Annotated in this window: 27 protein-coding genes; 8 read left to right on the top strand and 19 right to left on the bottom strand. The window is 67.1% G+C overall.

Annotated features, from left to right (window positions below; all coding sequences use genetic code 11):
- Positions 1-34: 34 nt before the first annotated feature.
- A complete protein-coding gene (locus NUV38_RS00225; RefSeq protein WP_257727205.1) occupies positions 35-1,174 on the bottom strand; it encodes a GTPase family protein in 1,140 nt (379 codons plus the stop codon).
- A 302-nt stretch (positions 1,175-1,476) separates the two neighbouring features.
- On the opposite strand from NUV38_RS00225, the gene NUV38_RS00220 reads away from it, so the two are divergent.
- Positions 1,477-1,821: a helix-turn-helix domain-containing protein gene (locus NUV38_RS00220; RefSeq protein ID WP_257727204.1), complete on the top strand. Its 345-nt coding sequence runs from the start codon at positions 1,477-1,479 to the stop codon at positions 1,819-1,821.
- Position 1,822: 1 nt separating this feature from the next.
- On the opposite strand, the gene NUV38_RS00215 is transcribed toward NUV38_RS00220, so the two are convergent.
- The 10 genes from NUV38_RS00215 to NUV38_RS00175 form a co-directional block, all read right to left on the bottom strand.
- Complete coding sequence (locus NUV38_RS00215; RefSeq protein WP_257727445.1) at positions 1,823-2,473, bottom strand: DsbA family protein; 651 nt, start codon at positions 2,471-2,473, stop codon at positions 1,823-1,825.
- Between the two features lie 34 nt (positions 2,474-2,507).
- Positions 2,508-3,422 (bottom strand): cation diffusion facilitator family transporter, encoded by a 915-nt coding sequence (locus NUV38_RS00210; protein WP_257727203.1) that lies wholly within the window; start codon positions 3,420-3,422, stop codon positions 2,508-2,510.
- Positions 3,422-4,144, bottom strand: coding sequence for a cation diffusion facilitator family transporter (locus NUV38_RS00205; protein WP_257727202.1), 723 nt, complete (start codon positions 4,142-4,144; stop codon positions 3,422-3,424). The genes NUV38_RS00210 and NUV38_RS00205 overlap by 1 nt, the downstream gene beginning before the upstream one ends.
- Positions 4,137-4,502 (bottom strand): ArsR/SmtB family transcription factor, encoded by a 366-nt coding sequence (locus NUV38_RS00200; RefSeq protein ID WP_374625539.1) that lies wholly within the window; start codon positions 4,500-4,502, stop codon positions 4,137-4,139. Before NUV38_RS00200 ends, NUV38_RS00205 begins: the two co-directional genes overlap by 8 nt.
- Before the next feature lie 41 nt (positions 4,503-4,543).
- The gene (locus NUV38_RS17135; protein WP_374625708.1) at positions 4,544-4,909 is read right to left on the bottom strand and encodes a copper resistance protein CopC; all 366 of its coding nucleotides are present in this window, start codon (positions 4,907-4,909) and stop codon (positions 4,544-4,546) included.
- A 19-nt stretch (positions 4,910-4,928) separates the two neighbouring features.
- A complete protein-coding gene (locus tag NUV38_RS00195; protein ID WP_257727201.1) occupies positions 4,929-5,069 on the bottom strand; it encodes a hypothetical protein in 141 nt (46 codons plus the stop codon).
- 5 nt (positions 5,070-5,074) lie between these two features.
- The gene (locus NUV38_RS00190) at positions 5,075-6,010 is read right to left on the bottom strand and encodes a hypothetical protein (protein WP_257727200.1); all 936 of its coding nucleotides are present in this window, start codon (positions 6,008-6,010) and stop codon (positions 5,075-5,077) included.
- Between the two features lie 188 nt (positions 6,011-6,198).
- The gene (locus NUV38_RS00185) at positions 6,199-6,864 is read right to left on the bottom strand and encodes a hypothetical protein (RefSeq protein ID WP_257727199.1); all 666 of its coding nucleotides are present in this window, start codon (positions 6,862-6,864) and stop codon (positions 6,199-6,201) included.
- A 129-nt stretch (positions 6,865-6,993) separates the two neighbouring features.
- Entirely contained in the window at positions 6,994-7,398 is a 405-nt protein-coding gene (locus NUV38_RS00180; protein ID WP_257727198.1) for a hypothetical protein, read from the bottom strand.
- Positions 7,399-7,606: 208 nt separating this feature from the next.
- The gene (locus tag NUV38_RS00175; RefSeq protein WP_257727197.1) at positions 7,607-7,912 is read right to left on the bottom strand and encodes a helix-turn-helix transcriptional regulator; all 306 of its coding nucleotides are present in this window, start codon (positions 7,910-7,912) and stop codon (positions 7,607-7,609) included.
- Positions 7,913-8,087: 175 nt separating this feature from the next.
- Between NUV38_RS00175 and NUV38_RS00170 the strand changes: the two genes are divergently transcribed.
- Genes NUV38_RS00170 through NUV38_RS00150 form a run of 5 tightly spaced genes read left to right on the top strand, consistent with a single transcriptional unit; the run spans position 8,088 to position 12,832 of the window.
- Entirely contained in the window at positions 8,088-8,579 is a 492-nt protein-coding gene (locus NUV38_RS00170; protein ID WP_257727196.1) for a hypothetical protein, read from the top strand.
- On the top strand, positions 8,576-10,066 hold the full coding sequence (locus tag NUV38_RS00165; protein ID WP_257727195.1) for a Mu transposase C-terminal domain-containing protein: 1,491 nt from the start codon (positions 8,576-8,578) through the stop codon (positions 10,064-10,066). Before NUV38_RS00170 ends, NUV38_RS00165 begins: the two co-directional genes overlap by 4 nt.
- On the top strand, positions 10,063-10,818 hold the full coding sequence (locus NUV38_RS00160) for an ATP-binding protein (protein ID WP_257727194.1): 756 nt from the start codon (positions 10,063-10,065) through the stop codon (positions 10,816-10,818). Before NUV38_RS00165 ends, NUV38_RS00160 begins: the two co-directional genes overlap by 4 nt.
- Complete coding sequence (locus tag NUV38_RS00155) at positions 10,815-12,101, top strand: hypothetical protein (protein WP_257727193.1); 1,287 nt, start codon at positions 10,815-10,817, stop codon at positions 12,099-12,101. The genes NUV38_RS00160 and NUV38_RS00155 overlap by 4 nt, the downstream gene beginning before the upstream one ends.
- Complete coding sequence (locus NUV38_RS00150; protein WP_257727192.1) at positions 12,098-12,832, top strand: helix-turn-helix transcriptional regulator; 735 nt, start codon at positions 12,098-12,100, stop codon at positions 12,830-12,832. The genes NUV38_RS00155 and NUV38_RS00150 overlap by 4 nt, the downstream gene beginning before the upstream one ends.
- Here the strand turns inward: NUV38_RS00150 and NUV38_RS00145 are convergent.
- From NUV38_RS00145 to nrdR, 5 genes are all read right to left on the bottom strand, one after another.
- The gene (locus NUV38_RS00145; RefSeq protein WP_257727191.1) at positions 12,829-13,563 is read right to left on the bottom strand and encodes a hypothetical protein; all 735 of its coding nucleotides are present in this window, start codon (positions 13,561-13,563) and stop codon (positions 12,829-12,831) included. The two genes, NUV38_RS00150 and NUV38_RS00145, sit on opposite strands and share 4 nt — an antisense overlap.
- A gap of 31 nt (positions 13,564-13,594) precedes the next feature.
- Entirely contained in the window at positions 13,595-15,469 is a 1,875-nt protein-coding gene (locus tag NUV38_RS00140; protein WP_257727190.1) for a hypothetical protein, read from the bottom strand.
- Positions 15,470-15,572: 103 nt separating this feature from the next.
- Complete coding sequence (locus NUV38_RS00135) at positions 15,573-15,707, bottom strand: hypothetical protein (RefSeq protein ID WP_257727189.1); 135 nt, start codon at positions 15,705-15,707, stop codon at positions 15,573-15,575.
- Between the two features lie 361 nt (positions 15,708-16,068).
- A complete protein-coding gene (locus tag NUV38_RS00130) occupies positions 16,069-19,005 on the bottom strand; it encodes a vitamin B12-dependent ribonucleotide reductase (RefSeq protein ID WP_257727188.1) in 2,937 nt (978 codons plus the stop codon).
- A 106-nt stretch (positions 19,006-19,111) separates the two neighbouring features.
- Positions 19,112-19,600 (bottom strand): transcriptional regulator NrdR, encoded by a 489-nt coding sequence (nrdR, locus tag NUV38_RS00125; protein WP_257727187.1) that lies wholly within the window; start codon positions 19,598-19,600, stop codon positions 19,112-19,114.
- A gap of 379 nt (positions 19,601-19,979) precedes the next feature.
- Between nrdR and NUV38_RS00120 the strand changes: the two genes are divergently transcribed.
- Complete coding sequence (locus tag NUV38_RS00120) at positions 19,980-20,393, top strand: VOC family protein (protein ID WP_257727186.1); 414 nt, start codon at positions 19,980-19,982, stop codon at positions 20,391-20,393.
- A 16-nt stretch (positions 20,394-20,409) separates the two neighbouring features.
- On the opposite strand, the gene NUV38_RS00115 is transcribed toward NUV38_RS00120, so the two are convergent.
- Positions 20,410-21,156, bottom strand: a complete 747-nt coding sequence (locus NUV38_RS00115) for a type 1 glutamine amidotransferase (protein ID WP_257727185.1) — start codon at positions 21,154-21,156, stop codon at positions 20,410-20,412.
- Positions 21,157-21,181: 25 nt separating this feature from the next.
- Positions 21,182-21,571 (bottom strand): LysM domain-containing protein, encoded by a 390-nt coding sequence (locus NUV38_RS00110; RefSeq protein ID WP_257727184.1) that lies wholly within the window; start codon positions 21,569-21,571, stop codon positions 21,182-21,184.
- Between the two features lie 381 nt (positions 21,572-21,952).
- Here NUV38_RS00110 and lexA point away from each other — a divergent pair, with 381 nt between their 5' ends.
- Complete coding sequence (gene lexA / locus NUV38_RS00105; protein ID WP_257727183.1) at positions 21,953-22,729, top strand: transcriptional repressor LexA; 777 nt, start codon at positions 21,953-21,955, stop codon at positions 22,727-22,729.
- Between the two features lie 79 nt (positions 22,730-22,808).
- On the opposite strand, the gene NUV38_RS00100 is transcribed toward lexA, so the two are convergent.
- The gene (locus tag NUV38_RS00100) at positions 22,809-24,608 is read right to left on the bottom strand and encodes a carboxypeptidase-like regulatory domain-containing protein (protein ID WP_257727182.1); all 1,800 of its coding nucleotides are present in this window, start codon (positions 24,606-24,608) and stop codon (positions 22,809-22,811) included.
- Between the last annotated feature and the right edge of the window lie 102 nt (positions 24,609-24,710).

Genomic DNA, 24,710 nt, shown 5'->3' with positions numbered 1-24,710 from the left:
GAAGCACTAAGCGGAGAACCGGAAGGCTTGCGGTTCACTTTCCGCCCTTCGGCCGAGCTTTCGCGATCTGAGACTTGAACTCTGTCACGAAAAGGTCGCGCACCACGTCACTTTTGAGGGCGCCATCCACGATGGGGACCTCTCCGGCGACGAGCTTCTTGCATACGAGGTCCCAGGCTTGCCCCATGGACCAGGTGATGGCTCCGGCCACCGCGGAGCTGATTGTGCCACCGATGAGTGTCCCGCCACCCGGAACCATCTTGAGGAGGTTAGTCACTAGGGTTCGGCCCGCCGCGGTCGACGCCGCCGTGAGCGTGAGTGTTGCAGCCGTCGCCTGATCGAATTCGACGCCTCGAATGTGCGCGATCCGAGCGAGCATCGACATCTGGATCGGGACAAGAACGACTGCGTCGGAGAACGGGATCGGACTCGCCCCAGCAGCACTTGCGAGACCGACACCAAGGCTGATCGCCTCCTTGACCGCTTCCTTCTTTCGCTCCTCGTCGATGACCTGAGCGGCAGTCAACGCTTCAGCCACTGCATCCGGAGCATGACGAAAGGTGGCGTCGAGGAGCTCTTTCAACCCATGCTCCTGGAGGCCACGGAAATCATCGGCGAGGGCCATCGTCGGGAACACTCGATCGTCCCCAACCGGGAGTGCCCGATCTTCGATGTGCTGAATGAGTTCGACAGCTGACGGGTGATACACGCCGTTGCGCTGCTCCACCTGCGTCATCACCGCGAGCACGGGAAGCCCGAGTTCCGAGAGCGCTTGGACAAACTCAGCCTCAGTGTCCTCAAATCGGTTGTCGCCGGCGCGGACGCAGTACCACGCGAGATGGATCTGATCTTCGACCGGCTTCCGCCTCATCGCACCGATGTACTCACGAAGCTCCGCGAGGATCCGGTCGTTCTCGGCACCGACCTCGAGCCCGCGGGTGTCGAAGATCCCGAGACTACCCGTCTCAGTCACGTAGAGATGATCGTGCTGAGTCACCGGTCGCCCAATGCCCGTCTCGGCCACCTCGGCGCCGAAGATGGCGTTGATGAGCGTGCTCTTGCCGACCCCCGACTTTCCGAAGATAGCCAAGTTGAACCGCCCGACTTCGCCGCGTACGTCATCCCAGGCCTTCTGAAACGCATCGGTGACCATCACGTCGCCGGATTTCGTCATCGCCATCCCCCTACTGGACCGAAAGTCTTCTCACCGTAGTGGGCGATTCGGGAGTCTTGAACAACATTCGCGAAGGAAGTTCGAGATAGCCCCATCGAGCTAGCTCGGCGCGCCTTCCGCCCAGGGAAATCCCTCGATTGCATCCTTCGGGGCACTACAGCGCACCACGCACGGGCGGGTGCCACTGCGAATCGCTGTGGCACCCGCCCGTTTCACTGCTTAGCTGTCGCGTTTCATCGACTCGTCACCGGCAAAATCGCTATGACAGCCACTATCACTATCATCGCGACTATCATGTACCTATGACATCTCGACAAGACGCGATCGCGTCTCTCGCTGAAGATGTCGGGCGTGCGCTTGTGGCGTTCGCCGAACGTCTCCGAGAAGAGGATACGTCTCCCCCAGTGCCGTCTTCAGCTGCGACACACGGCCGGCAGCTAGGCAAGTCCCAGCAGCGCGTGCTCACCGCCCTGCACGAGGCAGGCGACGCCGGCCTGACTGCCGCCGACGTCGCTCAGAACACGGGTATCGCTTCGACGAACACACCGCGCATCCTGAAGGCGCTCGCTGACCGGGGCCTCGTCTCCGGTAGCGACGAGACCCCCGTCGTCTGGCGATCGCTCTCACCGACACCGGCCGAAGACTGACCTATTCGGCCAAAGCCTCGTCGATGGCCTGGATGAACTCTTCAGTGGTGGACGGGATGAGGCGCTGACCGTTCAGGTAGAACGACGGTGTGCCCGAAACGCCGAGCCGGGTGCCGTCGTCCACGTCCTTCTGGACGCGTGCGGCGACCTCGGGACTGGCCACGTCGGCGTCGTACTGTGCCATGTCGAGGCCAAGGTCCTCGGCAAAACTGCGAAACAGGTCGGCCTTGGAGTCCTGGGACTCGCCCCATTCCGCCTGAGTGTCGTACATCCGCTTGTACATGTCCTCGAGCTTGCCCTGTCGGGCAGCGGACTCCACGGCGTAGGCGGCGTTGTTGGCGTTGGCGTGGCTGGGGATGGGGAAGTACCGCAGGACGAACGTGACCTTGCCGGCGTACTGCTCGCGCAGCTGTTCGATGAACGGGTAGGCGGCGCCGCATGCTTCGCACTCGAAGTCGAGGAACTCCACCAGCGTGACCTTGCCGTCCTCGGCGGTGTCGAGCCGGTGGCTGTCGGCGCGGACCGTGATGTTCTTGCGCTCCGCGGCGTCGGCCGGTTCAGGTGCGGCCACCTCTTGGTAGACGAACGCGCCACCGAACAAGGTCATCGCGACCAGCCCGACGAGCAGGGCGATCTTGGTCTGCTTGGTCATGGTCTTCACTGGTCGTCTCGTTTCTGGGTGTGGGTCACCAGTCGATCTCGTGGCACTCGCGTGCTGCGGAGCGTTCGACCTGGAGGGTGGCGTGCTCGATGGCGTAGGTGGTCTTGAGGGTGGCGCGGGCCTGTTCGAGGATGCGCGGGAACTGGTCGGTGTCGTCGGCGACCAGGTGGGCTGTGGCCACGTTCATGCCGGACGTGAGCACCCAGATGTGCAGGTCGTGGACGTCGGACACCCCCGGGATCGCTGCGAGGTCTTGCGCAACTGCGTCGATGGCCATGCCCTCGGGGACATGCTGGCCGAGTACGGCGAGGACCTGACGACCCAGGATTACCGCACGGACCGCGACGAATGCGCCGATGGCCAAAGCCACGACCGTGTCCCACCATGCTTGGCCGGTGGTGGCGATGAGGATGCCCGCGACGACGACACCCACCGACCCGGCCGTGTCGGCAACGACCTCGAAGTAGGCGCCCTTGACATTCAGGCTCTCCTTCGAGCCTGCCCTCAGCAGGAGCATGACGATGACGTTGATGACCAAGCCAATGCCGCCGACGATGACCATCGGGCCGGAGGAGACGTCCGGGTCGTCACCGATGCGGCTGACGGCCTCGACGACCACGTACGCGGAAACGCCCAACATCAGCAGGACCGTCAGGCCGGACGCGAAGACCTCGGCGCGGTAGGACCCGAACGACCGGCGCCCGGTCGTGTCCTTGCGGGTCGCGATCTTCGTCGCGGCCAGGGCCGCGCCGAGCGCGACGACATCTGCTGCCATGTGCCCTGCGTCCGAGATGAGCGCCAACGAGTCGGCGATGAGGCCGTAGACGAGCTCGACCACGAAGAAGGTCGCGATGAGACCGAACGCGATCGCCAGCTTGCGGCGATAGCGACCGCCAGCGTGTCCCGCGGGAGCCGGCGGGTGACTGTGCCCGGCGCCCATCAGCGTGTCCGGTCGGTGAGCTCGATGAGCTGTGGTCCGGCGGATGGTGCGCAGCAGTCGTCCTGGCAGTCGGTGCACCCGCACTCGGCATCATCGGCGCTGCGAGAAAGTGGCGCGCAGCAGCCTTCACCTCGCCACGCCTCCAGACCCTCCCGGGCAGCCACGGCGGAGATGATGAGCCCGGCGACGGGGTCGGCCCAGGACCAGCCCAAGGTGGCGTTCAGCACCAGTCCGACCAGCAGGACCGCGGACAGGTACGTGCACAGCAGGGTCTGGGTGCCGTCGGCGTAGACCGCGTTCGAGCCCAGCGCCTTGCCGGTCCGACGTTGCGCGTAGGAGATGAACGGCATCACGACCAGCGACACGGCGGCCAGGACGATGCCGACGGTCGAGGCGTCAGGGTCGGCGCCGATCAGCAGTGACCGAATGGACTCGAACCCGACGTACGCGGCCAGGGCGAAGAACGAGAACGCCAGAAGTCGCAGGGCCTGGCGTTCGCGGGACTCGGGGATGCGGTGGGAGAACTGCCACAAGATGATGAGGCCGCTGGACACCTCGACGACGGAGTCCAGGCCGAACCCGACCAAGGCGACCGACCCGGCGACCAACCCGGCGGTGATGGCGATGACGGCCTCGATGACGTTGTAGGTCACCGAGAAGCCGGCGAGCATCTTGGCTCGCCGGCCCAGGCGCTGCTTGGTCGCCAGGTCGAGGTCAGTCATGGGCGCTCACCCCGTGGTTGGGGCAGAGCGTGACGGCGAATCCGGTCAGGTCCAGCAGAGTCTCGGCCGCGGCGAGCAGCTTCGTCGTCGCCTCCGGGTGGGTCACGCTGAACACCGAGGCGCGCCCCTGCGGGCGGGACGTCACCAGGCCGCAGTCCTTCAAGCAGGCCAGGTGCTTGGAGACGGTGGACTGGGCTAGCCCGAGGTGCTCGGTCAGCTCCACGACCCGGTGCTCACCGAGCAGCAGGTGCTGGAGGATGACCAGGCGGGAGCGGTCGCTGAACCCGTGGAACAGGCACGCGGCCGCGGTCAGCGGCTCCTCCGCGCTCGGATCGGCTATTTCCAATGTCATCGTCATGGGGCGATGTTATGTGCACTGCGTGCTAGATGGCAAGCGGGTCAGTCCTCGTCTTCGGACCCTGCCGACTTCAGACCTGCGCGAAGCAACAACACCAACCCAGTCATCGTCACCACGGAGAACCCGACGATGGTCAACGCGTCCTTCGCCGTTGTAGAGCCGCCTGAGCTGGGAAGAACCTGGGTCTGGGACCTTGCTGCGCTTGTTGGCGAGGGGGTTGGGCTTGGCGCGGGTTCCGTCGGTTGGGGCGTCGTCGGGGACGGTGTCGGATCGGGGCTCGAGGACCGGACCTCGAAGTCGATGGCGCCCGCAACGGTGTGGTCGTCGGCTGACACGATGCGATAGGTCACCCGGTAGCTGCCGGCGGGGGCGGCCTGCCGGCAGGTCGATGTTGACCACCATTCCAGCCATCCCCACCGTCCGCTGCTACTTGGAGACCTTGCCGTCAGCGGCGCGACGCTGCGAGTTGGTCATCGGAACGACCCGTACGGTCTTGGTGGACAGCGCGGAACGAATCGCCCGGTTCCTCGCCGCCTTCGAGACGGTCACGCGCTGCTGGTTGCTCATGCTGTTCATTGTGTCCCCTCAAGGCCCGTTTTTCCAGCAGGTACCTCACGAGGCTTCTCCCCCATGACGTCGATGAGAAGGCGGGCGTACGTGTTGGCCATGAGCTCGACGGTGCCTACCGTGTCCTGGTCGTCATCATCGTCGAGGGTGCCCGCCGTTGCCGGCATCCGCACTGCGATGGCTCCGACCACCAGGCCCCGGTCATCGCACGCGGGCGCCGTGACCACGTAGAACTGGGACCCGAGCTCGAAGAACACCCCCGTCAGGTTCGGGGCTGTTGCTGACCGTTGCGCCTGCTCGAGCGCATCTGCTGCCTCGCCGCCACGTGTCGCGACCGAGTACAGGGTCAGCTCGTCATCGTCGAAGACGTACCCGGCAACAGCGGCCGGTGTCATCTCGTCCGACAAGTACCGGGGCAGCCCGTAGAACCCGGACTCGAACGCGATGGCTGCGTACGCGCCAAGTTCCTCACCGTCGTCGAAGTCGCCGTCCCCCGCACCCGCAACCTCCACCAGCGCGCTGCCGACATCGGCTCGACGGCCCGGGTAGACGTTGTAGGTCTCAACTGATGCCTTCGAGTGCGAGCTAGCTGCGGCGGCCGCTGCCGTCATCACCTGGGTGCGGACGTGAGCCAGCTCGTTCTTCAGCTCGGACGCCTCACCCTTGACGTCATCAAGCTGCCGACGGACCTTCAGCACTCCCCCGACTTCGAGCTCGGCAAGGTCTGGCAGCACGAGCGCACCGACGACCAGCAGAAACAGCAGCGCTCGCGGGTCCGTGGCCGACATCGCCTCGCAGACCTTCACCGGCGTCGCTGAGCCGTCTGGCAACTGCTGCGAACACACCTGCGGCAGACCCCACCCGGTGAACCAGACCAACACACCAACAACAAAGATGGCGAGGACCAGCCGTCTCCACGTGGTGGCGGACTTGAAGTTCATGAGCAGCAGCCTAGGGCGACACACCGACAACCCCGATGACTGGCTTGACGTGCCTTGGCGCCGTGCCCTGGACGCGAAAGAGCCCTCCGCACCCGTGGGGTGCGCAGGGCTCTGGGTGGTGCTGGGTCAGACGAACGTCCAGATCACGTTGACGACTCGGGCCAGGACGATGAGTGCCTCGTCCAAGGTCAGGTTGTAGTCCCGAGCGACGGCCAGAAGCCATGCTGCTTCGGCCGGGCAGGTCCAGTCCTCGTTGGCGGGTTCGATCTCGACCGGAACCGGCGGGGTGCCCTGACCGGCGAGCCATTGGGTGTAGACGGCCAGGTCCTGGGGTTGAACGGCGACACCTCGGTCGCCATCTGGACGATGCTGGCCAGCATCTGCGTTGCTGCCTGACCATCCGGGGTGAAAGGTCGGACACGGTCGGTCAGGTCGGCGAGGACGGCGCCGAAGCGGTCCTCGTCAAGGTCCAGCAGCGCCTCGGTGCCGTCGTTGTACAGGGCGTTGATACCCGGGTACAACATTCCGGTCCAGTCCGACAGCGGCTCCACCCGCACGAGCACCTGTGCGAGGTGGTCGCCGAGGAGCTCGGTCAGGCTGCCGTGCTGGTTGTTGGCCACTTTGGAACGCAGGAGTGCGGCGGCATCCTGAGCGGGCTTCTCGGCAGAGAACGACTCGGACAGCTTGCCCATGCAGGCCAGCAGCAGGCCAAGGTCTCTGGCGTCAGTGTCCGGGGTCTCGCCGGCGAGCGCTTCGAGGTTCGTGTCGGTGGCTTCGGGCGTGAGGTGCCCGTCGCGACGGCCGATGAGCAGGCCGCGGGTGGCGAGGGTGACAGGCGATTCCGTGTTGGTCATCTGGGTTCCTTTCAGTACATGACGGGTGTGACCGTCATGGCCTGCCCTGCGCCGCCAACCGCTCGCGCGACACTGGTGGCCAGCCGAATAGGTGCCTTCACACGGTCCTAAGCAGTGCATGCGGGACTGCTACTGCCGCCATTCGCGCCAGACCTGGTGGCCGTACGCGGCCAGCTGAGCTTCATCTCCGGCGCGCACCACGTCCATAGGCGCGCGCCCATCCAGCTCATCGACTCGGCGGTCGGACTTGAGCAGGATCGCGACCGACCACTGGTCCTGGTCCGTCAGCTCCCGACAAAACGCCTGCACCCCTGGGTACACCCGCACGACCTCATCGGGGTCGGAGGTGAACTGCCAGACCGGGAACACCAGCACCTGGTCGCTGGTTGTCAGCCCGAGCACGTTGCCGGCGGCTACCCGTTCGTGTACCTGCGCCTCACTCAGCCCGAGCGCCTTCGCGGTGCGACGAAGGGACCAGAACGGGCGCAAGCGATCCGTCAAGGGGTTGGTCTCTGGGCCCGCCGCCTGCTCCATCGCTCGTCTCCTCTGCTCTCGCAGATCACACTGACAGGGCACACCGACAGGACGAGTCAGGTCGCTCGTTCAGCCGGTTGGTCAAGGACACTGTCCGCCAGCGTCAGGCGGTGTCCCTCTGGCGCCCTTTGCGCTTCGCAGCGCCGACGCGGCCCATCCGCCCTAGGGTCAGCACCCTGTCGTGACGACCCACAACTAGGTCGTGGCGTCAGGTGCTGGGTGCCACCGAGAGCTGCAGGTCCAATGCCGCGCACACCCGCAGCACCACTCGCAGGTCGGACCACGTGCCCCCTGACTCGAGCCGAGAGATCGTGTACTTGCTGACCCCGGCGTGCTTGGCCAGGTCGTCTTGCGACCAGTACCGGCGCGTCCTGGCCGTGCGCACCTCGACCGCGATGCTGGCGGCCATCTTCACCGCGGCCAGCAATGCCGCGTCGTTCTCCAGACGCGTGAAAGGGCCTTCCGGCCACTGGTCTGCGCGACCGTACGCGTTCGGTGGGCGGGTGGGAGACACACGCGCAACGTAGGGCAGTTCGACGACCGACAAACCACACCTGCCACCAAGAATGCGCCTCCTGCGTTCGCAATTGCGTCAGATGCCGCTGCTAACAATGTGCACGGGCCGCACGGTCAGTGGAATCTGCAGCCCGAGCAGGCACCCGACACCTGCATCATCCAAGGATCCGACCATGACGACAGACAAGATACGAACTCCCTTCGCCACCGCGAACGCTCTGGACCAGCTCACCGTCCGTGTGCTCATCGCCAACCCCGAGACCGCCCTCAAGCTCGAGGCCATCGAGAAGCTCGTCGCCGAGCACGGCAACCTGCGCGGCCGCGGAGCCGGTGCCACGTTCCAGCGCACCGCTGCCGCGGCCATCACGTACCGCCGCAACTTCACCCTCGCTACCGGGTGGACATTCGCCGGCGCCAACGTGACCGCCGGCCTCATGGCGTGGCAGAAGCTCGACACCGATGAGCTCATCATCGACAGGCTCTGTAGCCGCGGCGTCACCTCGTTCGGTGGCACCAAGTCCGTCCCACTGACCAGCGGGACCCTGCTGCGAGTCTGCGACCTGACCAACCCCGACCAGTCGGTCGCGTACACGTCAGACAACGTCGGCTGGCTTCCAGCAGACCTGCCGATGGCTGGCGTCGCGACCGTGACGGAGTCGGCATGAGAGCCTCGGAGCGGACCGCGCTCAACGCCATGCTAAACCAGGCCATGACCGCCAACGGCGGCGTGGTGACCGGCAAGGTCATCGCTGAGGCCGCCGGTGGGTTCGGCATCTCCACACGCACCGTCCGTCGCCACCTGGCCGCCCTTCGCGCACCCGCCGCCCCAGCCAAGCCCGGTCGCGGGTGGTGGAACGACCGGCAGGAGAACGCCCTGGTCTTGGGCGCGGTCGCAGGCACCGACACCACCAAGCAGGCCTGGGCTCGACTACGCCAGGACGGGACCATCAGCGTCGGGTACGTCCAGTTCACCAAGGACTTCAACACGCACGTGCCACCGGCAGTTGCCGCAGCTCTGCGCGGCAACGGCCGCGAGGACTACCTGAACTCGTCCATCTACTGCGTGGACGTCCCGTCACGCCCCAACACCCGGTGGCAGGCAGACTCCCAGGAGGTGCCCGTCTGGGTGCGCCCGGACAACGGGCAGGCGCCGTTCAAGCCGTGGCAGGTCACGTTCATCGACGAGGCCACCCGCATGGTCATGGCCACCATCTTGCTGCCCGGCCCTCCCGGAGCCGAGGACGCGCTCGCCGCGTTGGCCGCCGGCATCCGCGGCTTCCGCACCGCCGACGGCACCTTCGTCGGAGGCATCCCGGCGACCGCGAAGTGGGACAACGGGACCGAGTTCGTCAACCGTGACGTCAGCGCGGCGTGCATGCGCCTGTCCATCGCCCCGTACCCGGCCGCTCCGTACTCGCCGTGGCAGAAGGGCAAGGTCGAGCGCTGGCACCAGACCATCCAGTCCGAGCTGTACGCCGGGCTGCCCGGCGCCTCGGACGGACCCCGGTCGTTCGGCGGCAGGGAGTACTGGCGCGGCGCGGACTCCGGCCTGCTGCCGTTCTCCGCGCTCGTGCTGAAGCTTCAGGACTGGGTCGTCGCGTACAACACCGAACGCCCACACTCCGAGCTGTCCGGCACCCCGCTAGACGCATGGAAGACCCAGGCACAGAACATCGTCCACGCCGAGCCCGAGCAGCTCCACTCGCTCATGTTGCGCGCGCCCAAGCAGCGCACCGTCAGCAAGGACGGCATCCGGTTCGAGGGACGCAAGTACCTGTCTCCCGCCATGGCCAAGTACCGCGGACGCAAGGTCGATGTCCGCTACCTGCCCCTGGAGACCGAGACCATCTTCGTCTTCGACGGCGACGACCTCATCTGCGAGGCCGCGCCGGCCGAGCTCCTGGACCCTGAAGGGCGCCGCCAGCTCGTCCGCCAACGGCACGCGGACTGGCAGGCCATCAAGGCTGCGCACGAACGAGCCGCAACCCGTCGCGCGCAGGTCGCGGTCATCAACGCGGCCACTGCACCCAAGACGGCCCGTGGGTCACGGAAGACCAAGGCCGACAAGCCAGCTCCCTCGGCGCCGACCTCGACCGGCATCTTCGCCGACCAGGACGCACTGCTGAACCTGCTCGGGGACGGTGACGCATGAGCACCGAAGCCCGTCACCTGCCCGGCCTGGACGCCGCCAACGTCGTCAAGACCAAGGCGTTCATCTCGGCCGAGCACAAGCTCAGCTCCGCAGTCAGCCGACACGGCATCGCCGTGGTGTCCGGCGCCCCCGGCAACGGCAAGTCGTTCACCGTGGACCGGTTCCTGAGAACACACCCGGTGGTGACAGGCCGAACCGTTCACTGGCTAGACATGCCACCTAACCCTGCCCCGAAGGAGGTCACTGTGAGGCTGCTCAGCGCGACCGCCATCCCGTTCAACAGCCGCGACACCCTCTACGAGCTCACCGAGTTGCTCATCCCTGCCTTGGACGGCCAGGTCGTGGTCATCGACGAGGCCCAGAACCTCAAGCAGAATGCCCTGCAGCAGGTCCGGTACTTCCACGACCAAGGACGCGCGATGGCCCTGCCATGGGCGCTCATCCTGGTCGGCTCAACCATCGACTCCGCCATGAGTCGCGCCCCAGAACTGCACAGCAGGGTCGCAGCGCGGGTGGAGTTCAAGGCCATGGACGCCGAGTCGCTGCTACGAGCAGTTCGTGACTGGCACCCCGCAACGGCCGCGCTGGACCCCAAACTCGTCCTGCAGGTAGACGCAACGTACGGGTACGGGAACTGGCGACGCTGGGGACAGCTGCTGTCTGCGCTGCTGGACCTCATGTCCAAGCTGCCCGACGGCACGCCCGTCACCGCCCAGCACGTCGCAGCTGCGCTCTCGGTGGTGCAGGGATGAGCACACGCCCCGGACGCATCCATGTCGTTGACGACCACGCCGGACTGACCAGAAACATCTTCGCGAGCACCTTCACCGACCTGCCCGCCGGCCGTGTCGGCGTGTGGGCCCGCCCCGACACCGCCCGCATGAACGTCCTGTCCATGGACCTGATGAGCGCCTACGGAGTCCAAGACGGCTTCCACGGCAACGGACGGCCCGCCCAGGCACGGCTCGAGCACGTCGTCGCCTGGGCCCGGGCGCACCACACCAGGCACGTCTACGTCCAGAACGCATTCTTGCCTCGACACCCCGTCATCGCAGCGTTCTTGACCACGGCCATCGGTGTCGGCTGGGACATCTGGTTGGTCGGCGACACCGGCTACCGCACGACCGTCCAAGCGACCATCGAGGACTTCTGCCGCAACAACCATCTCGAGGCACCCCTGGAGGTCACTGCCGGCACCTTCCTGTCCACGTTCCACCTCGACCACCCACCGTCGGCAACCACGGCACCCGACGACGTGCACGCGGTCAAGCCACCGAGCGCATGGCCCGAGCATCTGCCCAGCGACGACTTCCCAACGTTCAGGGCCGCTTGCCGTGACCTGTTGACACCCGAGGCGTTCGCCGAGGTCGACCAATTCTTCGTCCGCTACGTCCGCGCTGGCATCAAGCTGGCCTCCACGCTGCCGGACGGGATGACCGAACGCGAGGAGGCCATCGCGGCCTACCTGCAGCACCAGTGGCACCAGGTGGAGTCCGTCTCGCACTTCATGGTCGTCATCAGGGCAACCCAGGTCGCGCTGTTCAAGTCCCAGCTGTACATGCGCGTCGTGCTGAACCGGCTGCTCGGCACCGCGGAAACGATGCCGCACGAGGCGCTGCGTGAACCAGAGCCGTGGCAGCGACTGCGCGCGTACGCCGACCCGGCCCGAGGTGCGACGTGCGCCGTTGCTGCGACCGGCGCCGACCCGGACGAACTGCTCGGGCTCAGGATGTCCGATGTCGCACCGGACGGCTCAACCCTGCGCATGCCCGAAGGCACCGTCAACGTCTTCGAGCACGCCCAGGTCTTCATCCGCGCGTTCCGCGAGGTTCGGCTCCTCGACGGCGCCAACGGTGATGACCTGTTCTTCGCGACACCCGAAGGTCCCATGCCCGAGGTGCGCATCCGCCGCTACCTGCGCGACGCCCGCCGCGAGGTTGACATGGTCGTCACCGCCCCGATGAAGTTGTGGGACCGGTCCGACGGCAGCCGTTGGTACACACGCTGGGGACTGACCATCCGGGAAGTCGCATGAGCAGCGCCTCGTACGCCAGTGACCCCACACTCAACGGCGAGCTCATGCGGGCACGCCGGCTGGAGCTCGGGTGGTCGGCTCGAGCCTTTGCCGACAAGCTCGGCACGAACTTCTCGCCCGAAACCGTCCTCGCCATCGAACGGGGGGATGTCTCGTGGACCATCAGCCTCGGCGACATCGACCGTCTTGCCCGGTTCCTGGGTATGCCAGCCAGCTCGCTGCTCGTGAGCGGTACGCCGAGCACCCCAACCCCAGGCCCCATCGACGACGGGGACGCCGGTCTGGACCGGCGTGTCGGGGCAGTGCTCGCGTCGCTGGAGACCGCTGTTCGGCGCGATGAGCTGGCCGCGGTGCTGGGCACGGACCTGGACTCGCTGATGACGTCGTTGGAGCGGCTCAGTACTGCTCTGGCGCCGTGCGGCTTGGAAGTTCAGGTGTCTGGCAGGAACGTCCGGCTAGCCGCAGCCGTCGGTGCGGCTCCGCCCGAGGCGGTCAAACAGCTGTCACGCAAGCAGCTGGCCCGTGATGACATGAGCATCAAGCAGACCTCCCTTCTGTCCCGGACAGTCCGTGGCCTGCAGGACGAGAGGGTCGGGATGGCTGACCAGGTCGCGAAACGGTCACTGGTCAACGCAGGCATTGTCGAGCTGAACGTGTCTGGTGGTACGCAGTTGACCGCAGACGCGCGGTTTTCCCTCATGGTCGACGAGGTCGGGCAGACCGGGCCCTAGTGCCGAGGGATGCGGAGCGTCACCGGTGGCGGTTCAACGGCGACAACATGGGACTGCCCTGGGCGACTCGCGAGGGCGTAGTCGTGCTCGGGGCTTACGTCCATGCCGTCGTTGACGATGGCTGACGGCGCCATGCCGGGCAGTAGGTCGCCGATGTCGCGAAGTTGCTCTTCCAGGGAGCTGCCTGCCGCGGATGTCTCCTGGAGCCGTTGGTTCATGCGCGTCTGGACCGAAGCAGGTGTGAACGCCCGGCTTCCGGCGTAGCGTCTCGGCTCCGTGGTCCCGTCCCACTTCAACCCGATGACCTCGAGCGCGGGGCCGCTGCGGTCGTGTCCGCCCATAAGAACGAGCACGGCGACTTCGGAAGCTGGTCCAGTTGGTTCGACTCCTGCCAGCAGGTTCGTGGCTGATGTGTTCAGTGCCCGTCTCAGGTCCGTCGCTGCCGTCGGCAGATCGGACGTCGCCGCCAGGGCGTCTTCGACGAGCCGAAGAACCGAGACACCGCCGTTCTCGGCGAGGCCTGCGACACCGGCGACCAAGCCGCGGCCGTTCGTCCGCACCTTGACCCGCGGCGGAGCCGGCATCGGGTACCCGGCAGCCGTGTCGGTCCCGACTTCGATGGAGGCACGGTCGGCCAGGATGGCGACCCCGTCAGTGGGGTGGATGAGGCCTACGAGCACGGTCACGACGTCTGAGCATACGAGCGGCGGGAGCGGCGGCATCCGGTACATGCGGTTAGTGTCGCCACCGCGGCCCTCAAGGTCAGGCTGCGTCCCTGACGGCGTCGATGACCGGGTCGAAGATCTTGTGCCACCTGTCCTGGACTCTCCGCGGCTGCCGGACGATGCCGCGCAGCTTGTCCTGCAGGAAGTCGCGCATGGACATCCGCTCCATGGTCGAGGTGCGCTTCTCCTCCAACAAGGAGACGAGGCTGTGCCCGACCTCGACGGCACCCTCAGCGGCGCAGAGGTCCTCGAGCTCCATGACCTCCAGCGGGGCGACGTCGTCACCTTGGAGGAGGTTCTCCTCGCGCAGGCGTTCCCACAGCATGGTCATCGTGATGGGTGAGGCGGGGAAACGGGTCGTGATGACCAGCACCGGATAGAACCTACGAACAGGGTTGGTACGGCCGTCCTTGGTGAGTCGGTTGGTGTCGTGTCGCAGGTTGTCGATGGTCGCGTGTAGTTGCTTGGCCTTGCGCACGGCCTTGTTGAGGTCCTGCGTGACCGCTTCTGGGCTGGTGCCGGCGGCGGTCATGTCTTGGAAGCCAGTGGTGGTCACCTCGGCGACGACCCAGGAGTGGCCGTAGTCAACTGCGACGTCGGCGACCTTGGACTTGCGCCCGTAGGCGGCGATGAGTGCGTCCTCGTCGTAGAGGCGGCCGCTGCCGGCGACGTCTTCTAGGGTCTCGAGAGCGAACATCTCGTGCGCCCGGTGTACTGCCTTGCTGACGGTCTCGGCCCGGGCGCGACCCTCCGGGCCCCGGGCTTCGAGGCAGCGTTGGATGTCCATGAGCGGCCAGATTCCGGTCGCTCGGCGCAGCAGCAGCTCGGGGTCGAGCACCGTGATGCGGCTGTCCCAGCGGATGACCGGCCGGTACGCGAAGTCGCGGGTGGTCCAGAGCAGGCCGAACCTCGGTTCGGCCGTGATGATGCTGGTGCGCATCTCGTCCGGGCCGCAACTGATGAGTGCGAGTGCGCGCTCGAGGCGGTCCTGCTCCCATCCGAACGCGTTGACGACGTCTAGCTCGAGGGACGGGCTGCCGTTGACCGCGCTGGCCCAGAGCATCACGCACAGGGCAGTCAGGTCGCTCAGTGGAACGCCGGTCGCGGCCTCGTACTCAGCTGGCAGGTCCGCCATCCGTGGGTCCTCGAGACGCTCGGCGGGGATCTCGACCCAGCAGCGCTGGAACACAGCCGACGCGGTCATGACGTCGATGTGGGAGTTGAACAGGTGGTTGGCGATGAAGTAGCACTCGAGCGGGCCGGCGGTCGCGGTGACGACGTGGTCGTCGTCCTCGCCCAGGGCCTCGACACCTGAGTCCAGGTGGGCAGGCAGGTGCAGCAGCGCCGTCAAGAGCGCCTCGGTCTGCGCGTTGTCGTCTTCGGGTGACGCTTCCGGGCAGACGACCAGTGCCAGCTTGGTGAGGAAGTGGACGGCTTGCGGCACGACGAGGGCTCGGTGGGGTTCCCGCATGAGGTTCAGCGACTTGGTCTTCCAGGGGTCGGCGAGGAACGTCTCTATGAACTCGACGTCGCCGCCGCGGATGCGGGACCCGGGTGCGGCGCGCTTAGCGAGCAGCGAGGCGGCGAACGTGACCGCGTTGATCCGCGACACCTTCTTCAGACTGGTCAGCACCTGGTGGAACGGCATCGCGAACCCGAACAGCTCTTCGGGCGTGATGAACACGAACGCGCGCTCGATGGGTCCGCGCGGGCGGGCATGGCCTCGCGGCAACCACATGCCACAGGCATCCATGGCCCACGCATCTCCCAAGTTGGGTGCGACAGTGCCGTACGCGAACTCGTCACCGGGCCGGACGACCTTGAGGTAGTCGCGACCTGTGGGGTCTTGGCTAGAGACGGCGTGGGTGAGGGCGGCGATGGCGTGGCGGATGTTGGGCGGCTGTGTGGTCATGGGCTTCCTTCCTGATGGCTGACCTGCGAAGGTCCGCCCGCCGGGTTGGCGGGGGGGCGCCCCCGCTCTTTGGGGGCGGGGGGGCGAGGGGCCCCCCGCCACCTCACTTGCCGCGCTTGGGCGACTGAGCCAACGCGCTGGCAGCAGCAGACTTCGCAGCCTTGCTGTAGTTGCCGCGCATGACCTTGCTGGCGTTGCTCGCAGCCTTGCTACCGGTCTGCTTGGAGTTCTTCGGCATCGTGTCCTCCTCTCTTCGTGCTCGAGTTGCTAGGGCGCACGAAGAGGTGATGTGATGCGGTTGGAATACCGATGCGGACATCACCTGTCCGTGCCACGCGAACCCCGCCCTGCAAGGCGGGGTTTCGTGTTTTCCGGCCGACCCGGGTGGGCGACCGACCTGCGAGCGCGGCTGGTGCCGGCGCCCAGGAACGGGCCCGGCCCGGGCATCCCACGAGGGAACGCCCGGGCCGGGTCAGAGGGTTGCTTCGCGAACCCATCATCGAACTATCACTTTCGGAGTGATGATGATGGCGATTGTCAGTCGTGAAACTCGGTGACATTTCGTGAAACTCCCCTGGACAAACTCGTGAAACTCGTCATTAGCTGCAGCCGCTGGTGCTGCCGCAACCCTCGCAGACGTGGCAGGAGCCGGCGGGGCGCATCTTGGTGCCGCAGGTCATGCACAGGGGCGAGTCGACCGCGGAGCCGGTGATGGCCTCGAGGAGCTCGGCCGACGTGTGGGCCTGCTTGGGGGCGGGCTTGGCCGTGTCGGCCTGGGCCTGCTCGGCGGTCACGTCGTCGGACACCTCGACAGGCTCGGCGAGCGAAGAGGCCTCGGCGGTCGCGGCCTCCTTCAGCGTCTCCGGCTCGGTCTCGACGAGCTCGGCGGCCGTCGTGCCCTTGCTGATCGGCTGGTGGCTGCCCGTGTCGAGGTAGCGCTGACGCTCCTCGGCCGAGTGGATGCCCATCGCCGAGCGCGTGTCGAAGTCGATGTAGTCCAGCGCCAGGCGGCGGAAGACGTAGTCCATGATCGACTGCGCCATGCGGACGTCGGAGTCGTCGGTCAGACCCGCCGGCTCGAACTTGAGGTTCGTGAACTTCTGCACGAACGTCTCGAGCGGCACGCCGTACTGCAGGCCGATCGACACGGCGATCGAGAAGGCGTCCATCACGCCGGCCAGGGTCGAGCCCTGCTTGCCCAGCTTGAGGAACAGCTCGCCCAGCTCGCCGTTCTCGTGCGCACCGGAGGTCATGTAGCCCTCGGCACCGCCGACGCTGAACGACGTGGTGATCGACTGGCGCGACTTCGGCAGACGACGACGGATCGGCTTCTCGACGACGACCGTCTTGACCTCGGCCGCACCCTCGGCAGCCTTGGCCGACGTCTTGTCGTCCTGGCTCTTCTGGCTGGACAGCGGCTGGCCGACCTTGCAGTTGTCGCGGTAGACCGCGAGCGCCTTGAGGCCGAGCTTCCAGCCCTGGAAGTAGACGTCGGCGATCTCCTCGACCGTGGAGGTCTCGGGCATGTTGACCGTCTTGGAGATGGCGCCGGACAGGAACGGCTGGGCCGCCGCCATCATCCGCACGTGGCCCATCGGCTTGATCGCGCGGTCGCCCACGGCGCAGTCGAAGACCTCGTAGTGCTCGGGCTTCAGGCCGGGAGCGTCGACGACGTGGCCCTTCTCGGCGATGAACTCCATGATCGCCTCGATGGTCTCGCCGGTGTAGCCGAGCTTCTTGAGCGCGATCGGGACCGTCTGGTTGACGACCTGCATCGAGCCGCCGCCGACCAGCTTCTTGAACTTGACCAGCGAGAAGTCCGGCTCGATGCCGGTGGTGTCGCAGTCCATCATGAAGCCGATGGTGCCGGTGGGCGCGAGCACGGACGCCTGGGCGTTGCGCCAGCCGTTCTTCTCGCCGATCTTCAGGTTGTCGGCCCACTGCTTGGTGGCCTCGCGCTGCACGGCGATGTCCATCGAGTGCAGCGTGCGGATGTCGTCGTTGGCCGCGAGGTGCTTGCGCATGACCCGCGTGTGCGGCGTGGCGTTCTGCTTGAAGCCGTCGTACGCACCGACGACGCCGGCCAGCTCGGCCGAGCGACGGTAGGAGGTGCCCGTCATGAGCGACGTGATCGAGGCGGCCAGCGCGCGGCCACCCTCGGAGTCGTACGCCAGGCCCGAGGCCATGAGCATCGCGCCGAGGTTGGCGTAGCCGATGCCGAGCTGACGGTAGGCGCGCGTGGTGTCGCCGATCGCCTCGGTCGGGAAGTCGGCGAAGCAGATGCTGATGTCCATCGCGGTGATGATCAGCTCGACGCTCTTGACGAACTTCTCGACGTCGAACGTCGTGCCGTCCTCGGACAGGAACTTCATCAGGTTGAGGCTGGCCAGGTTGCAGCTGGAGTTGTCCAGGTGCATGTACTCCGAGCACGGGTTGGACGCGGTGATGCGGCCCGTCTCCGGCGTGGTGTGCCAGTCGTTGATCGTCGAGTCGTACTGGATGCCCGGGTCGGCGCAGGCCCAGGCGGCCTTGGCGACCTTGCCCCACAGCTCGTTGGCGTCGATCTCCTCGATCACCTCGCCGCTGGTGCGGGCACGCAGGCCGTAGGAGGTGTTCTCCTCGACGGCGCGCATGAAGGCGTCGTCGACGCGGATCGAGTTGTTGGCGTTCTGGTACTGGACGCTGGTGATGTCGTCGCCACCGAGGTCCATGTCGAAGCCGGCGTCGCGCAGGACGCGGATCTTCTCCTCCTCGCGCTCCTTGGTCTCGACGAACTCGACGATGTCGGGGTGGTCGATGTCGAGCACGACCATCTTGGCCGCACGACGCGTGGCGCCACCGGACTTGATGGTGCCGGCGGACGCGTCGGCGCCGCGCATGAAGGAGACGGGACCCGACGCGGTGCCGCCGGAGGAGCGCAGCAGCTCCTTGGACGAGCGGATGCGCGACAGGTTGAGGCCGGCACCGGAGCCGCCCTTGAAGATCAGGCCCTCCTCGCGGTACCAGTTGAGGATCGAGTCCATCGAGTCGTCGACGGCGAGGATGAAGCAGGCGCTGACCTGCTGCGGGCTCGACGTGCCGACGTTGAACCACACGGGGCTGTTGAAGCTGAACACCTGGAGCAGCAGCATGTGCGTCAGCTCGTGCTCGAACACCTCGGCGTCGGCGTCGGTGGCGAAGTAGCCGTGCTCCTTGCCGGCCGCGGTGTAGGTGAGCACCACGCGGTCGAGCAGCTGGCGCAGGCTCTGCTCACGCTCGGGCGAGCCCACGGCGCCGCGGAAGTACTTGGTGGTGACGATCGTGGAGGCGTTGACGCTCCAGAAGTCGGGGAACTCCACACCGCGCTGCTCGAAGACGGTCTCGCCGGTCTTCCAGTTGGTCTGCACGACGTCGCGACGCTCCCACGTCACGGCGTCGTACGGGTGCACGCCCTCGGTCGTGTACACGCGCTGGATGCTCAGGCCCTTGCCGGCCTTGCTCCCACGCGTCTTGCCGGACTGTGCCCGGCCCGTCGATCCGTCGACCGTCTCCGTCATGTCGTGCTCCTGTGTCGCTGCTGGTGTGTGAAAGGTCGTGCGTCCCGCCCCGTGGCACGGGACGAGGTCGTTCAGGGTGCCGGTGCCGCCCGTGGGCGGCGGGTGGTCAGGGCTGCTGTCGTGCGGTGTGCTCGGCCAGCTCGCCATCGGCGGCGCGGGCCATGAGGACGGCGATCTCGGCGGCGAAGTCGTCCACCGAGTCGAACGCCTTGTAGACGCTCGCGAAGCGCAGGTACGCGACCTCGTCGAGGCTCTTGAGCGGGTCGAGGATGGCCAGGCCGACCTCGTGGGCCGCGATCTCGGCCGCACCGCTCTCGCGCAGTGCGTCCTCGACCTGCTGGCCGAGGCGTGCGAGGTCGTCGTCGGAGACCGGTCGGCCCTTGCAGGCCTTGCGAACGCCGGAGACGGCCTTGTCGCGGTTGAAGGGCTCGGTGGCCCCCGACCGCTTGAGGACCGTCAGCTGCATCTGCTCGATGGTCGTGAAGCGCTTCTCGCACGCTCCGCAGACCCGACGACGCCGGATGGCGCCGCCCTCCTCGGCCACCCGGGAGTCGAGCACGCGGGTGTCGGGGTTCTTGCAGAACGGACAGTGCACGACGCTCTCCTCTCGGGCTGGTTCTTCTCGGGATCTGGGGACAACCTGGGGATGCAGAGGTGGATGACCCGGGATTCCTGTGAATAAGTCCCCCGTCCCTGTGGGACTAGATGTGGAGAACTACATCGGTGTAATCACTAGATGTAGTGGCTACCGTACGCCTGCGCACCAGGTCATGCAAGCAAGTCTGACGAGTTGGTCCGACAAATCTGAGAGCTCTGCGTTTGTGCAGGTCAGAGGCTCACGAGTCACACCAGCCACACCTGTCGCGGCGTGTCACGTGTCCCGGAGACCCGCGTCGACACCTTCCATCTGCACCCAGCCGGCGCAATGCTGCGGCCCTCTTCCACTTCGGAAGAGATCGGAGGAGGATGCGCTCATGACCATGCGACTGAACCCCTACCTGAACTTCCGCGACGAGTCCCGCGAGGCGCTCGAGTTCTACCAGTCCGTCTTCGGCGGGACGATCGACGCGATGACCTTCGGCGAGGCCGGCATGAGTGACGACCCGGCCGTGGCCGACCGGATGATGCACGGCCACCTCGTCACCGACGCCGGCTTCGACCTGATGGCCTCCGACACTCCCCCGGGTGGCGACCAGCCGTCGATGGGCACCGCCATCAACGTCACCCTCAACGGCGACGACCCCCGCATCCGCGACTACTGGGCCGGGCTCAGCGAGGGCGCCGAGATCGTGGCGCCGCTCGAGCGTGCGCCGTGGGGCGACGAGTTTGGCCTCCTGAACGACCGCTTCGGCGTGGCGTGGCTGGTCAACCTCGCCGCGAGCCAGTAGCAGCCGGCCCGGTTCCTCACACGGGGCGCGGCACCGCCACGCCCAGGTGGTCCAGCGCGGCGTCCACGAGCGCGAAGGCCGCAAGCCGGCTGCGCGTCGCGTTGGCGAGTGCCTGGCGCTTCAGCTCACCGGGCTCGGACCCGCTCACCCGCACGAGGTCGGCGCTCTCGTCGACCCAGCGACTGAACGTCTCCGGGGTGACCTCGGGGTGGAACTGCCACGCGATCAGGCGAGCGCCGAAGGCCTCGTCGACGAAGCACTGCGGGCCGAACCACGAGCTGCCGATCACCCGCGACGTGGGTGGCGGGCTCAGCACGTCCTGGTGGAACTGGCCCCATGGCCCCTCGGGGCAGAGGACCTCGTCGAGCGTGTCGACGCGACGCCAGCCGATCTCGGCGCCGTCGCCGCGGTACGACGTGCCACCGAGGGCGCGGGCCACGAGCTGGGCTCCGTAGCAGATGGCCATCACGGGGACGCCTGACCCGAGCGCCACCCGCACGACGTCGGACTCCGCCTCCACGACGCCGGCCCAGCGGGGCTCGTGCGCCGAGCGCTCCGACCCGAGGCTGAGGACCAGGTCGACCCCGGTCGCCGACCACGGGGCGTCGATGGTGTCGCGGTCGATCCAGGTCAGCTCGGCGCCGTGCTCACGCAGCCGCTCGGTGACGTAGCCGCCGGAGCGGTCGGTGTCGTCGGCCAGCACATGGACCTGCAGAGGGCGGTCCGCCGGCGGCGAGCCCGGATCGGTGGAGGCGTCGTTCATGCCTCCATGGTGCCGGACGGCCGCATCACTCGTAGACGGGCACCGCGAGGTCGGAACCGAGCTGCAGCGCGCCGGCGCTCGGCAGCGAGTTCATGCGCATGATGTCGTCGACCGTGTCGCGCACGTCGCCCTCGGGATTGGCGTCGGCCGCGATCTGCCAGAGGGTCTGCCCCTCCTGCACGGTGACGACCGTGGTGGCCGGGACGGCGCCGGCCTCCGACGTGGCGACGGTGGACGAGCCGAGCGCGACGACCGTGACCGCCAGCGCCGCGATGACGGCGAGCAGGAGCACGAGGCGGCCCCGGCGGGTCAGCCGGACGGCGGCAGGCTCGGCGGTGCGGCGCGGTGCCGAGGTGACCCCGCGGGAGAACGACGGGGCGAAGCGGCTGGTCTCGTAGACGGTGATGGTGCTCATGGTGACCTCCGGGGAAGGGAGAGGGTCGAGTGGTCTGGTGTGTCGATCGAGCACCTGTCGATGTCATTCGAACGTCGATGCTCCGGGGGCGGTGGTGCTCCGCGGATCCGACGAACAGATGTTCGATCGAACACGTGTACGACAGTAGGGGAAGGTGCCGACAAAAGCAGCCCCCTTTCGAACAGGAATCCGAACAGGCGGCTCGATCGCCTGCAATTCCAGCGAAAGAATCCTCGACACGGTGTTCGACTGTGACGCGTCGCACTCGCCTGGCGGCGCCCTGGGCACCGTCACGGGGCGAGCAAGCGCGGCGTTCGAACGCGCGACACGCTGTCGAACATGTGTTTGTAAACGTCCTCGCAGAGGTCTAGCGTGGTGACCATGAGCGACGACAGCACCCTCGACCCCTCCTCCGACGCGCCGCGTCGGGGCCGCCCGAAGGGTTCACGCAACTCCGTGCGTGAGCTGCCCGACGGTCCCGTCGACGAAATGACCGGCCTCACCGGCCGGCAGCAGAAGATCCTGCACTTCATGCGCGACCAGATCGAGCAGCGCGGCTACCCGCCCAGCATGCGCGAGATCGGTGGCGCGGTCGGCCTGGCCAGCACCTCCTCGGTCGCCCACCAGCTGCGGGTCCTCGAGCGTCTCGGCTACGTCAAGCGCGACCCCAACCGCCCGCGCGCGATCGAGATCTTCCTGCCCGAGGTGGTCAAGGCACGGCGCACGCTCAGCTCGGCCGACGACTCCGAGGTCGACGAGACGGGTTTCGGCGACCAGCGCCCCGAGGCCACCTACGTGCCCATGCTCGGTCGCATCGCCGCAGGCGGTCCGATCCTGGCCGAGGAGCAGGTCGAGGAGATCTTCCCGCTCCCCCGCTCCCTCGTCGGTGACGGCACGCTGTTCCTGCTCGAGGTGCGCGGCGACTCCATGGTCGACGCGGCGATCTGCGACGGCGACTACGTGGTCGTCCGCCAGCAGCCGGTCGCCGAGAACGGTGAGATCGTCGCGGCCATGCTCGACGGCGAGGCCACGGTCAAGACGTTCCAGCGCAAGGACGGCCAGATCTGGCTGCTGCCGCACAACGACGACTACTCCCCCATCGACGGCAACCACGCCACGATCCTGGGCAAGGTCACCACGGTGCTGCGCCGCCTCTGACTCCCGTCGACCGCTCACGGATACGACTCGAAGGGCCCCCTCCCAGGCGGGAGGGGGCCCTTCGATGTGGCCGTATGTATCAGCCCTTGAACTTCAGAGTGCCCACGCTGTAGTTCTTGCCGGCGGTGACCCTCTTGGTCTTGGTCCCATCGAAGGTGCGCCCGATGCCGCGCCAGGAATCGAGGTTGACGCCGATGCGGTAGTTCCCCGACGCGAGACCGCGGATGACGAACTTCCCGGAGGAGCCCGTGTATGCGGACCGCATGACAAGTGTGCCCTGGGTCGAGTAGACCGAGACAAGGAGCTCCTTGTTGCTCTTGCCCCCGGCGCGGGTGACCTTGCCCGAGATCGTGGCCCCCTTCGACGTCTTGGAGATGTTCGACGTCACCGAGCGGTCGGGGAAATTCACGGTCACGGCGCTGCCCGTGCCGGTGTGGCGGCACGCGTCCCGGTACATCCAGCCCTTGTACCCCGAGGGAGGGTTCTTCCCGGCGCGCGGGAAGCCCTTCTCGATGGACTTCGCGTACTCGGCCTTCGCGCCGTTGACTGTCTTCCACTTCTCGTGACCCCGCTCGAGGCCCTTGTGGTACAGGTAGTTGTCCTTGTAGATGCTCGGGTACCACGACGAGCACTGGGTGGTCCGTCCCACCTCCACGACGTAGCGACCCGGGCGAAGCCCGTCGAAGGCCTTCGTACCGTTGGAGTCCACGAAGCCGGAGGCCACGATCGGCTGGTCCAGCACCTTGGTACCGGGCACGTACTCGCGCACCGTGGACCACTTGTCCCATCCGTTGAAGCCCGAGTAGGTCGGGTCGGTGTCGAAGGTCAGCGTGTTCTTGTTCTGGTCCAGGTTCGCCGAGACCGTCGCCATCAGGTCGGCGTCGCGCCCGGCGACGAGGTCATCGTCCTTCGAGCTTGCCGTGTAGCGGGTGGCTGCATGGCAGTTGGCGTACTGGCCCGAAGCGCCGACCACGCCCTTGCGCTGCCCCCCGCCGGGGAGGTACTCCACTAGGTAGCCGGTCGACCCGCCCGAGGTGCGCGGCACGAATCGAGCGGTGTAGCTGCCGCCTGACGCGCGGGTACTGGCGAACTCGTTCGCGCAGTAGGGCACGTCGAGGGCGCGCAGATCCGACGCGCGAGTCGGACGCGAAGACGGAGGCGCGATGACCCGGACCTGCGCCGTGGCAGCCGCGGAGCCGGAGAGCACGCCGGTGACGGATCCGTAGCGGAAGTTGGCCGTGAAGTCGCCGTACTTGCCGACAGTGGCGGTTGACCCTTCCCGGACGCGGCCGCCGCCCCCATAGGTGCGACCAGTGCCGGAAGCGTCCCCCCGCCAGAACCACTCGCGCGTCTCGCCGGCGACGGTAGCTCGGATGCTGAGCCGGTACGGGGCGGACGACTTGTTGTTCGTGCCCAGCGCGATCGGCATCGAGTACCGCCGCTGCTCATCCGGTCGCACCGTCTGCGCGCGGCGCCAGGTCAGTCCGTTGTTGACCCACCGCGTGACCGCAAGGTCTGAGACACCGTCGGCAGGACCGGTGACCGCACCCTGAAGCATCCGAGTGCGCTGTCGACGCTCGAGCCGCAGCGGGCGTTCAAGCGCAGAAGCGCCGCTCCGGTACACCTTGATCGTCCGGTCGAAGGTCGTGCCGTCCGATCCGGGAGTGCCGCCCAAGCCGGTCGGAGCCGGGTTGTCGGGGTGCTTCAGCCAGTAGACCTTCAGATAACCGGTCTTGCCCGCGGGGATCGAGTAGGACCACGTCCGGAAGCTCGGCTGCTGCCCCAGGATCACTGCGGAGCCCTTGCAGGTGCGCGACCCGTTGCATTTGGCCGACACGTAGACGGGGTAGTGACCGGTGGAGTCCGTGCTCGATTCCACTGCGGCATACGTTCCCGTCACCGTGAGCCCAGACGACGCCTGGGCCGGTGCGCCGAAGGTCACCGCCACCAGACAAGACAGGACCAGGCTGGTCAGGACGGC

The organism is Aeromicrobium sp. 50.2.37, assembly GCF_024655735.1.
Taxonomy (GTDB): domain Bacteria; phylum Actinomycetota; class Actinomycetes; order Propionibacteriales; family Nocardioidaceae; genus Aeromicrobium.
The sequence above is the reverse complement of the archived record's forward strand: the minus strand, read 5'-3'. Positions and strand labels throughout refer to the sequence as shown.

Bases quoted from the DNA above. Each gene is read 5' to 3' on its own strand.
- NUV38_RS00140 (WP_257727190.1), bottom strand. From the start codon at position 15,469: ATGACCACACAGCCGCCCAACATCCGCCACGCCATCGCCGCCCTCACC.
- NUV38_RS00205 (WP_257727202.1), bottom strand. From the start codon at position 4,144: ATGACTGACCTCGACCTGGCGACCAAGCAGCGCCTGGGCCGGCGAGCC.
- NUV38_RS00170 (WP_257727196.1), top strand. From the start codon at position 8,088: ATGACGACAGACAAGATACGAACTCCCTTCGCCACCGCGAACGCTCTG.
- NUV38_RS00185 (WP_257727199.1), bottom strand. From the start codon at position 6,864: ATGACCAACACGGAATCGCCTGTCACCCTCGCCACCCGCGGCCTGCTC.
- NUV38_RS00165 (WP_257727195.1), top strand. From the start codon at position 8,576: ATGAGAGCCTCGGAGCGGACCGCGCTCAACGCCATGCTAAACCAGGCC.
- NUV38_RS00135 (WP_257727189.1), bottom strand. From the start codon at position 15,707: ATGCCGAAGAACTCCAAGCAGACCGGTAGCAAGGCTGCGAGCAACGCC.
- NUV38_RS00120 (WP_257727186.1), top strand. From the start codon at position 19,980: ATGACCATGCGACTGAACCCCTACCTGAACTTCCGCGACGAGTCCCGC.
- NUV38_RS00130 (WP_257727188.1), bottom strand. From the start codon at position 19,005: ATGACGGAGACGGTCGACGGATCGACGGGCCGGGCACAGTCCGGCAAG.
- NUV38_RS00200 (WP_374625539.1), bottom strand. From the start codon at position 4,502: ATGACGATGACATTGGAAATAGCCGATCCGAGCGCGGAGGAGCCGCTG.
- NUV38_RS00195 (WP_257727201.1), bottom strand. From the start codon at position 5,069: ATGAGCAACCAGCAGCGCGTGACCGTCTCGAAGGCGGCGAGGAACCGG.
- NUV38_RS00155 (WP_257727193.1), top strand. From the start codon at position 10,815: ATGAGCACACGCCCCGGACGCATCCATGTCGTTGACGACCACGCCGGA.
- NUV38_RS00210 (WP_257727203.1), bottom strand. From the start codon at position 3,422: ATGGGCGCCGGGCACAGTCACCCGCCGGCTCCCGCGGGACACGCTGGC.
- NUV38_RS00225 (WP_257727205.1), bottom strand. From the start codon at position 1,174: ATGACGAAATCCGGCGACGTGATGGTCACCGATGCGTTTCAGAAGGCC.
- NUV38_RS00220 (WP_257727204.1), top strand. From the start codon at position 1,477: ATGACATCTCGACAAGACGCGATCGCGTCTCTCGCTGAAGATGTCGGG.
- NUV38_RS00150 (WP_257727192.1), top strand. From the start codon at position 12,098: ATGAGCAGCGCCTCGTACGCCAGTGACCCCACACTCAACGGCGAGCTC.
- NUV38_RS00160 (WP_257727194.1), top strand. From the start codon at position 10,063: ATGAGCACCGAAGCCCGTCACCTGCCCGGCCTGGACGCCGCCAACGTC.
- lexA (WP_257727183.1), top strand. From the start codon at position 21,953: ATGAGCGACGACAGCACCCTCGACCCCTCCTCCGACGCGCCGCGTCGG.
- NUV38_RS00110 (WP_257727184.1), bottom strand. From the start codon at position 21,571: ATGAGCACCATCACCGTCTACGAGACCAGCCGCTTCGCCCCGTCGTTC.
- NUV38_RS00180 (WP_257727198.1), bottom strand. From the start codon at position 7,398: ATGGAGCAGGCGGCGGGCCCAGAGACCAACCCCTTGACGGATCGCTTG.
- NUV38_RS00215 (WP_257727445.1), bottom strand. From the start codon at position 2,473: ATGACCAAGCAGACCAAGATCGCCCTGCTCGTCGGGCTGGTCGCGATG.
- NUV38_RS00190 (WP_257727200.1), bottom strand. From the start codon at position 6,010: ATGAACTTCAAGTCCGCCACCACGTGGAGACGGCTGGTCCTCGCCATC.
- NUV38_RS00145 (WP_257727191.1), bottom strand. From the start codon at position 13,563: ATGTACCGGATGCCGCCGCTCCCGCCGCTCGTATGCTCAGACGTCGTG.
- NUV38_RS00115 (WP_257727185.1), bottom strand. From the start codon at position 21,156: ATGAACGACGCCTCCACCGATCCGGGCTCGCCGCCGGCGGACCGCCCT.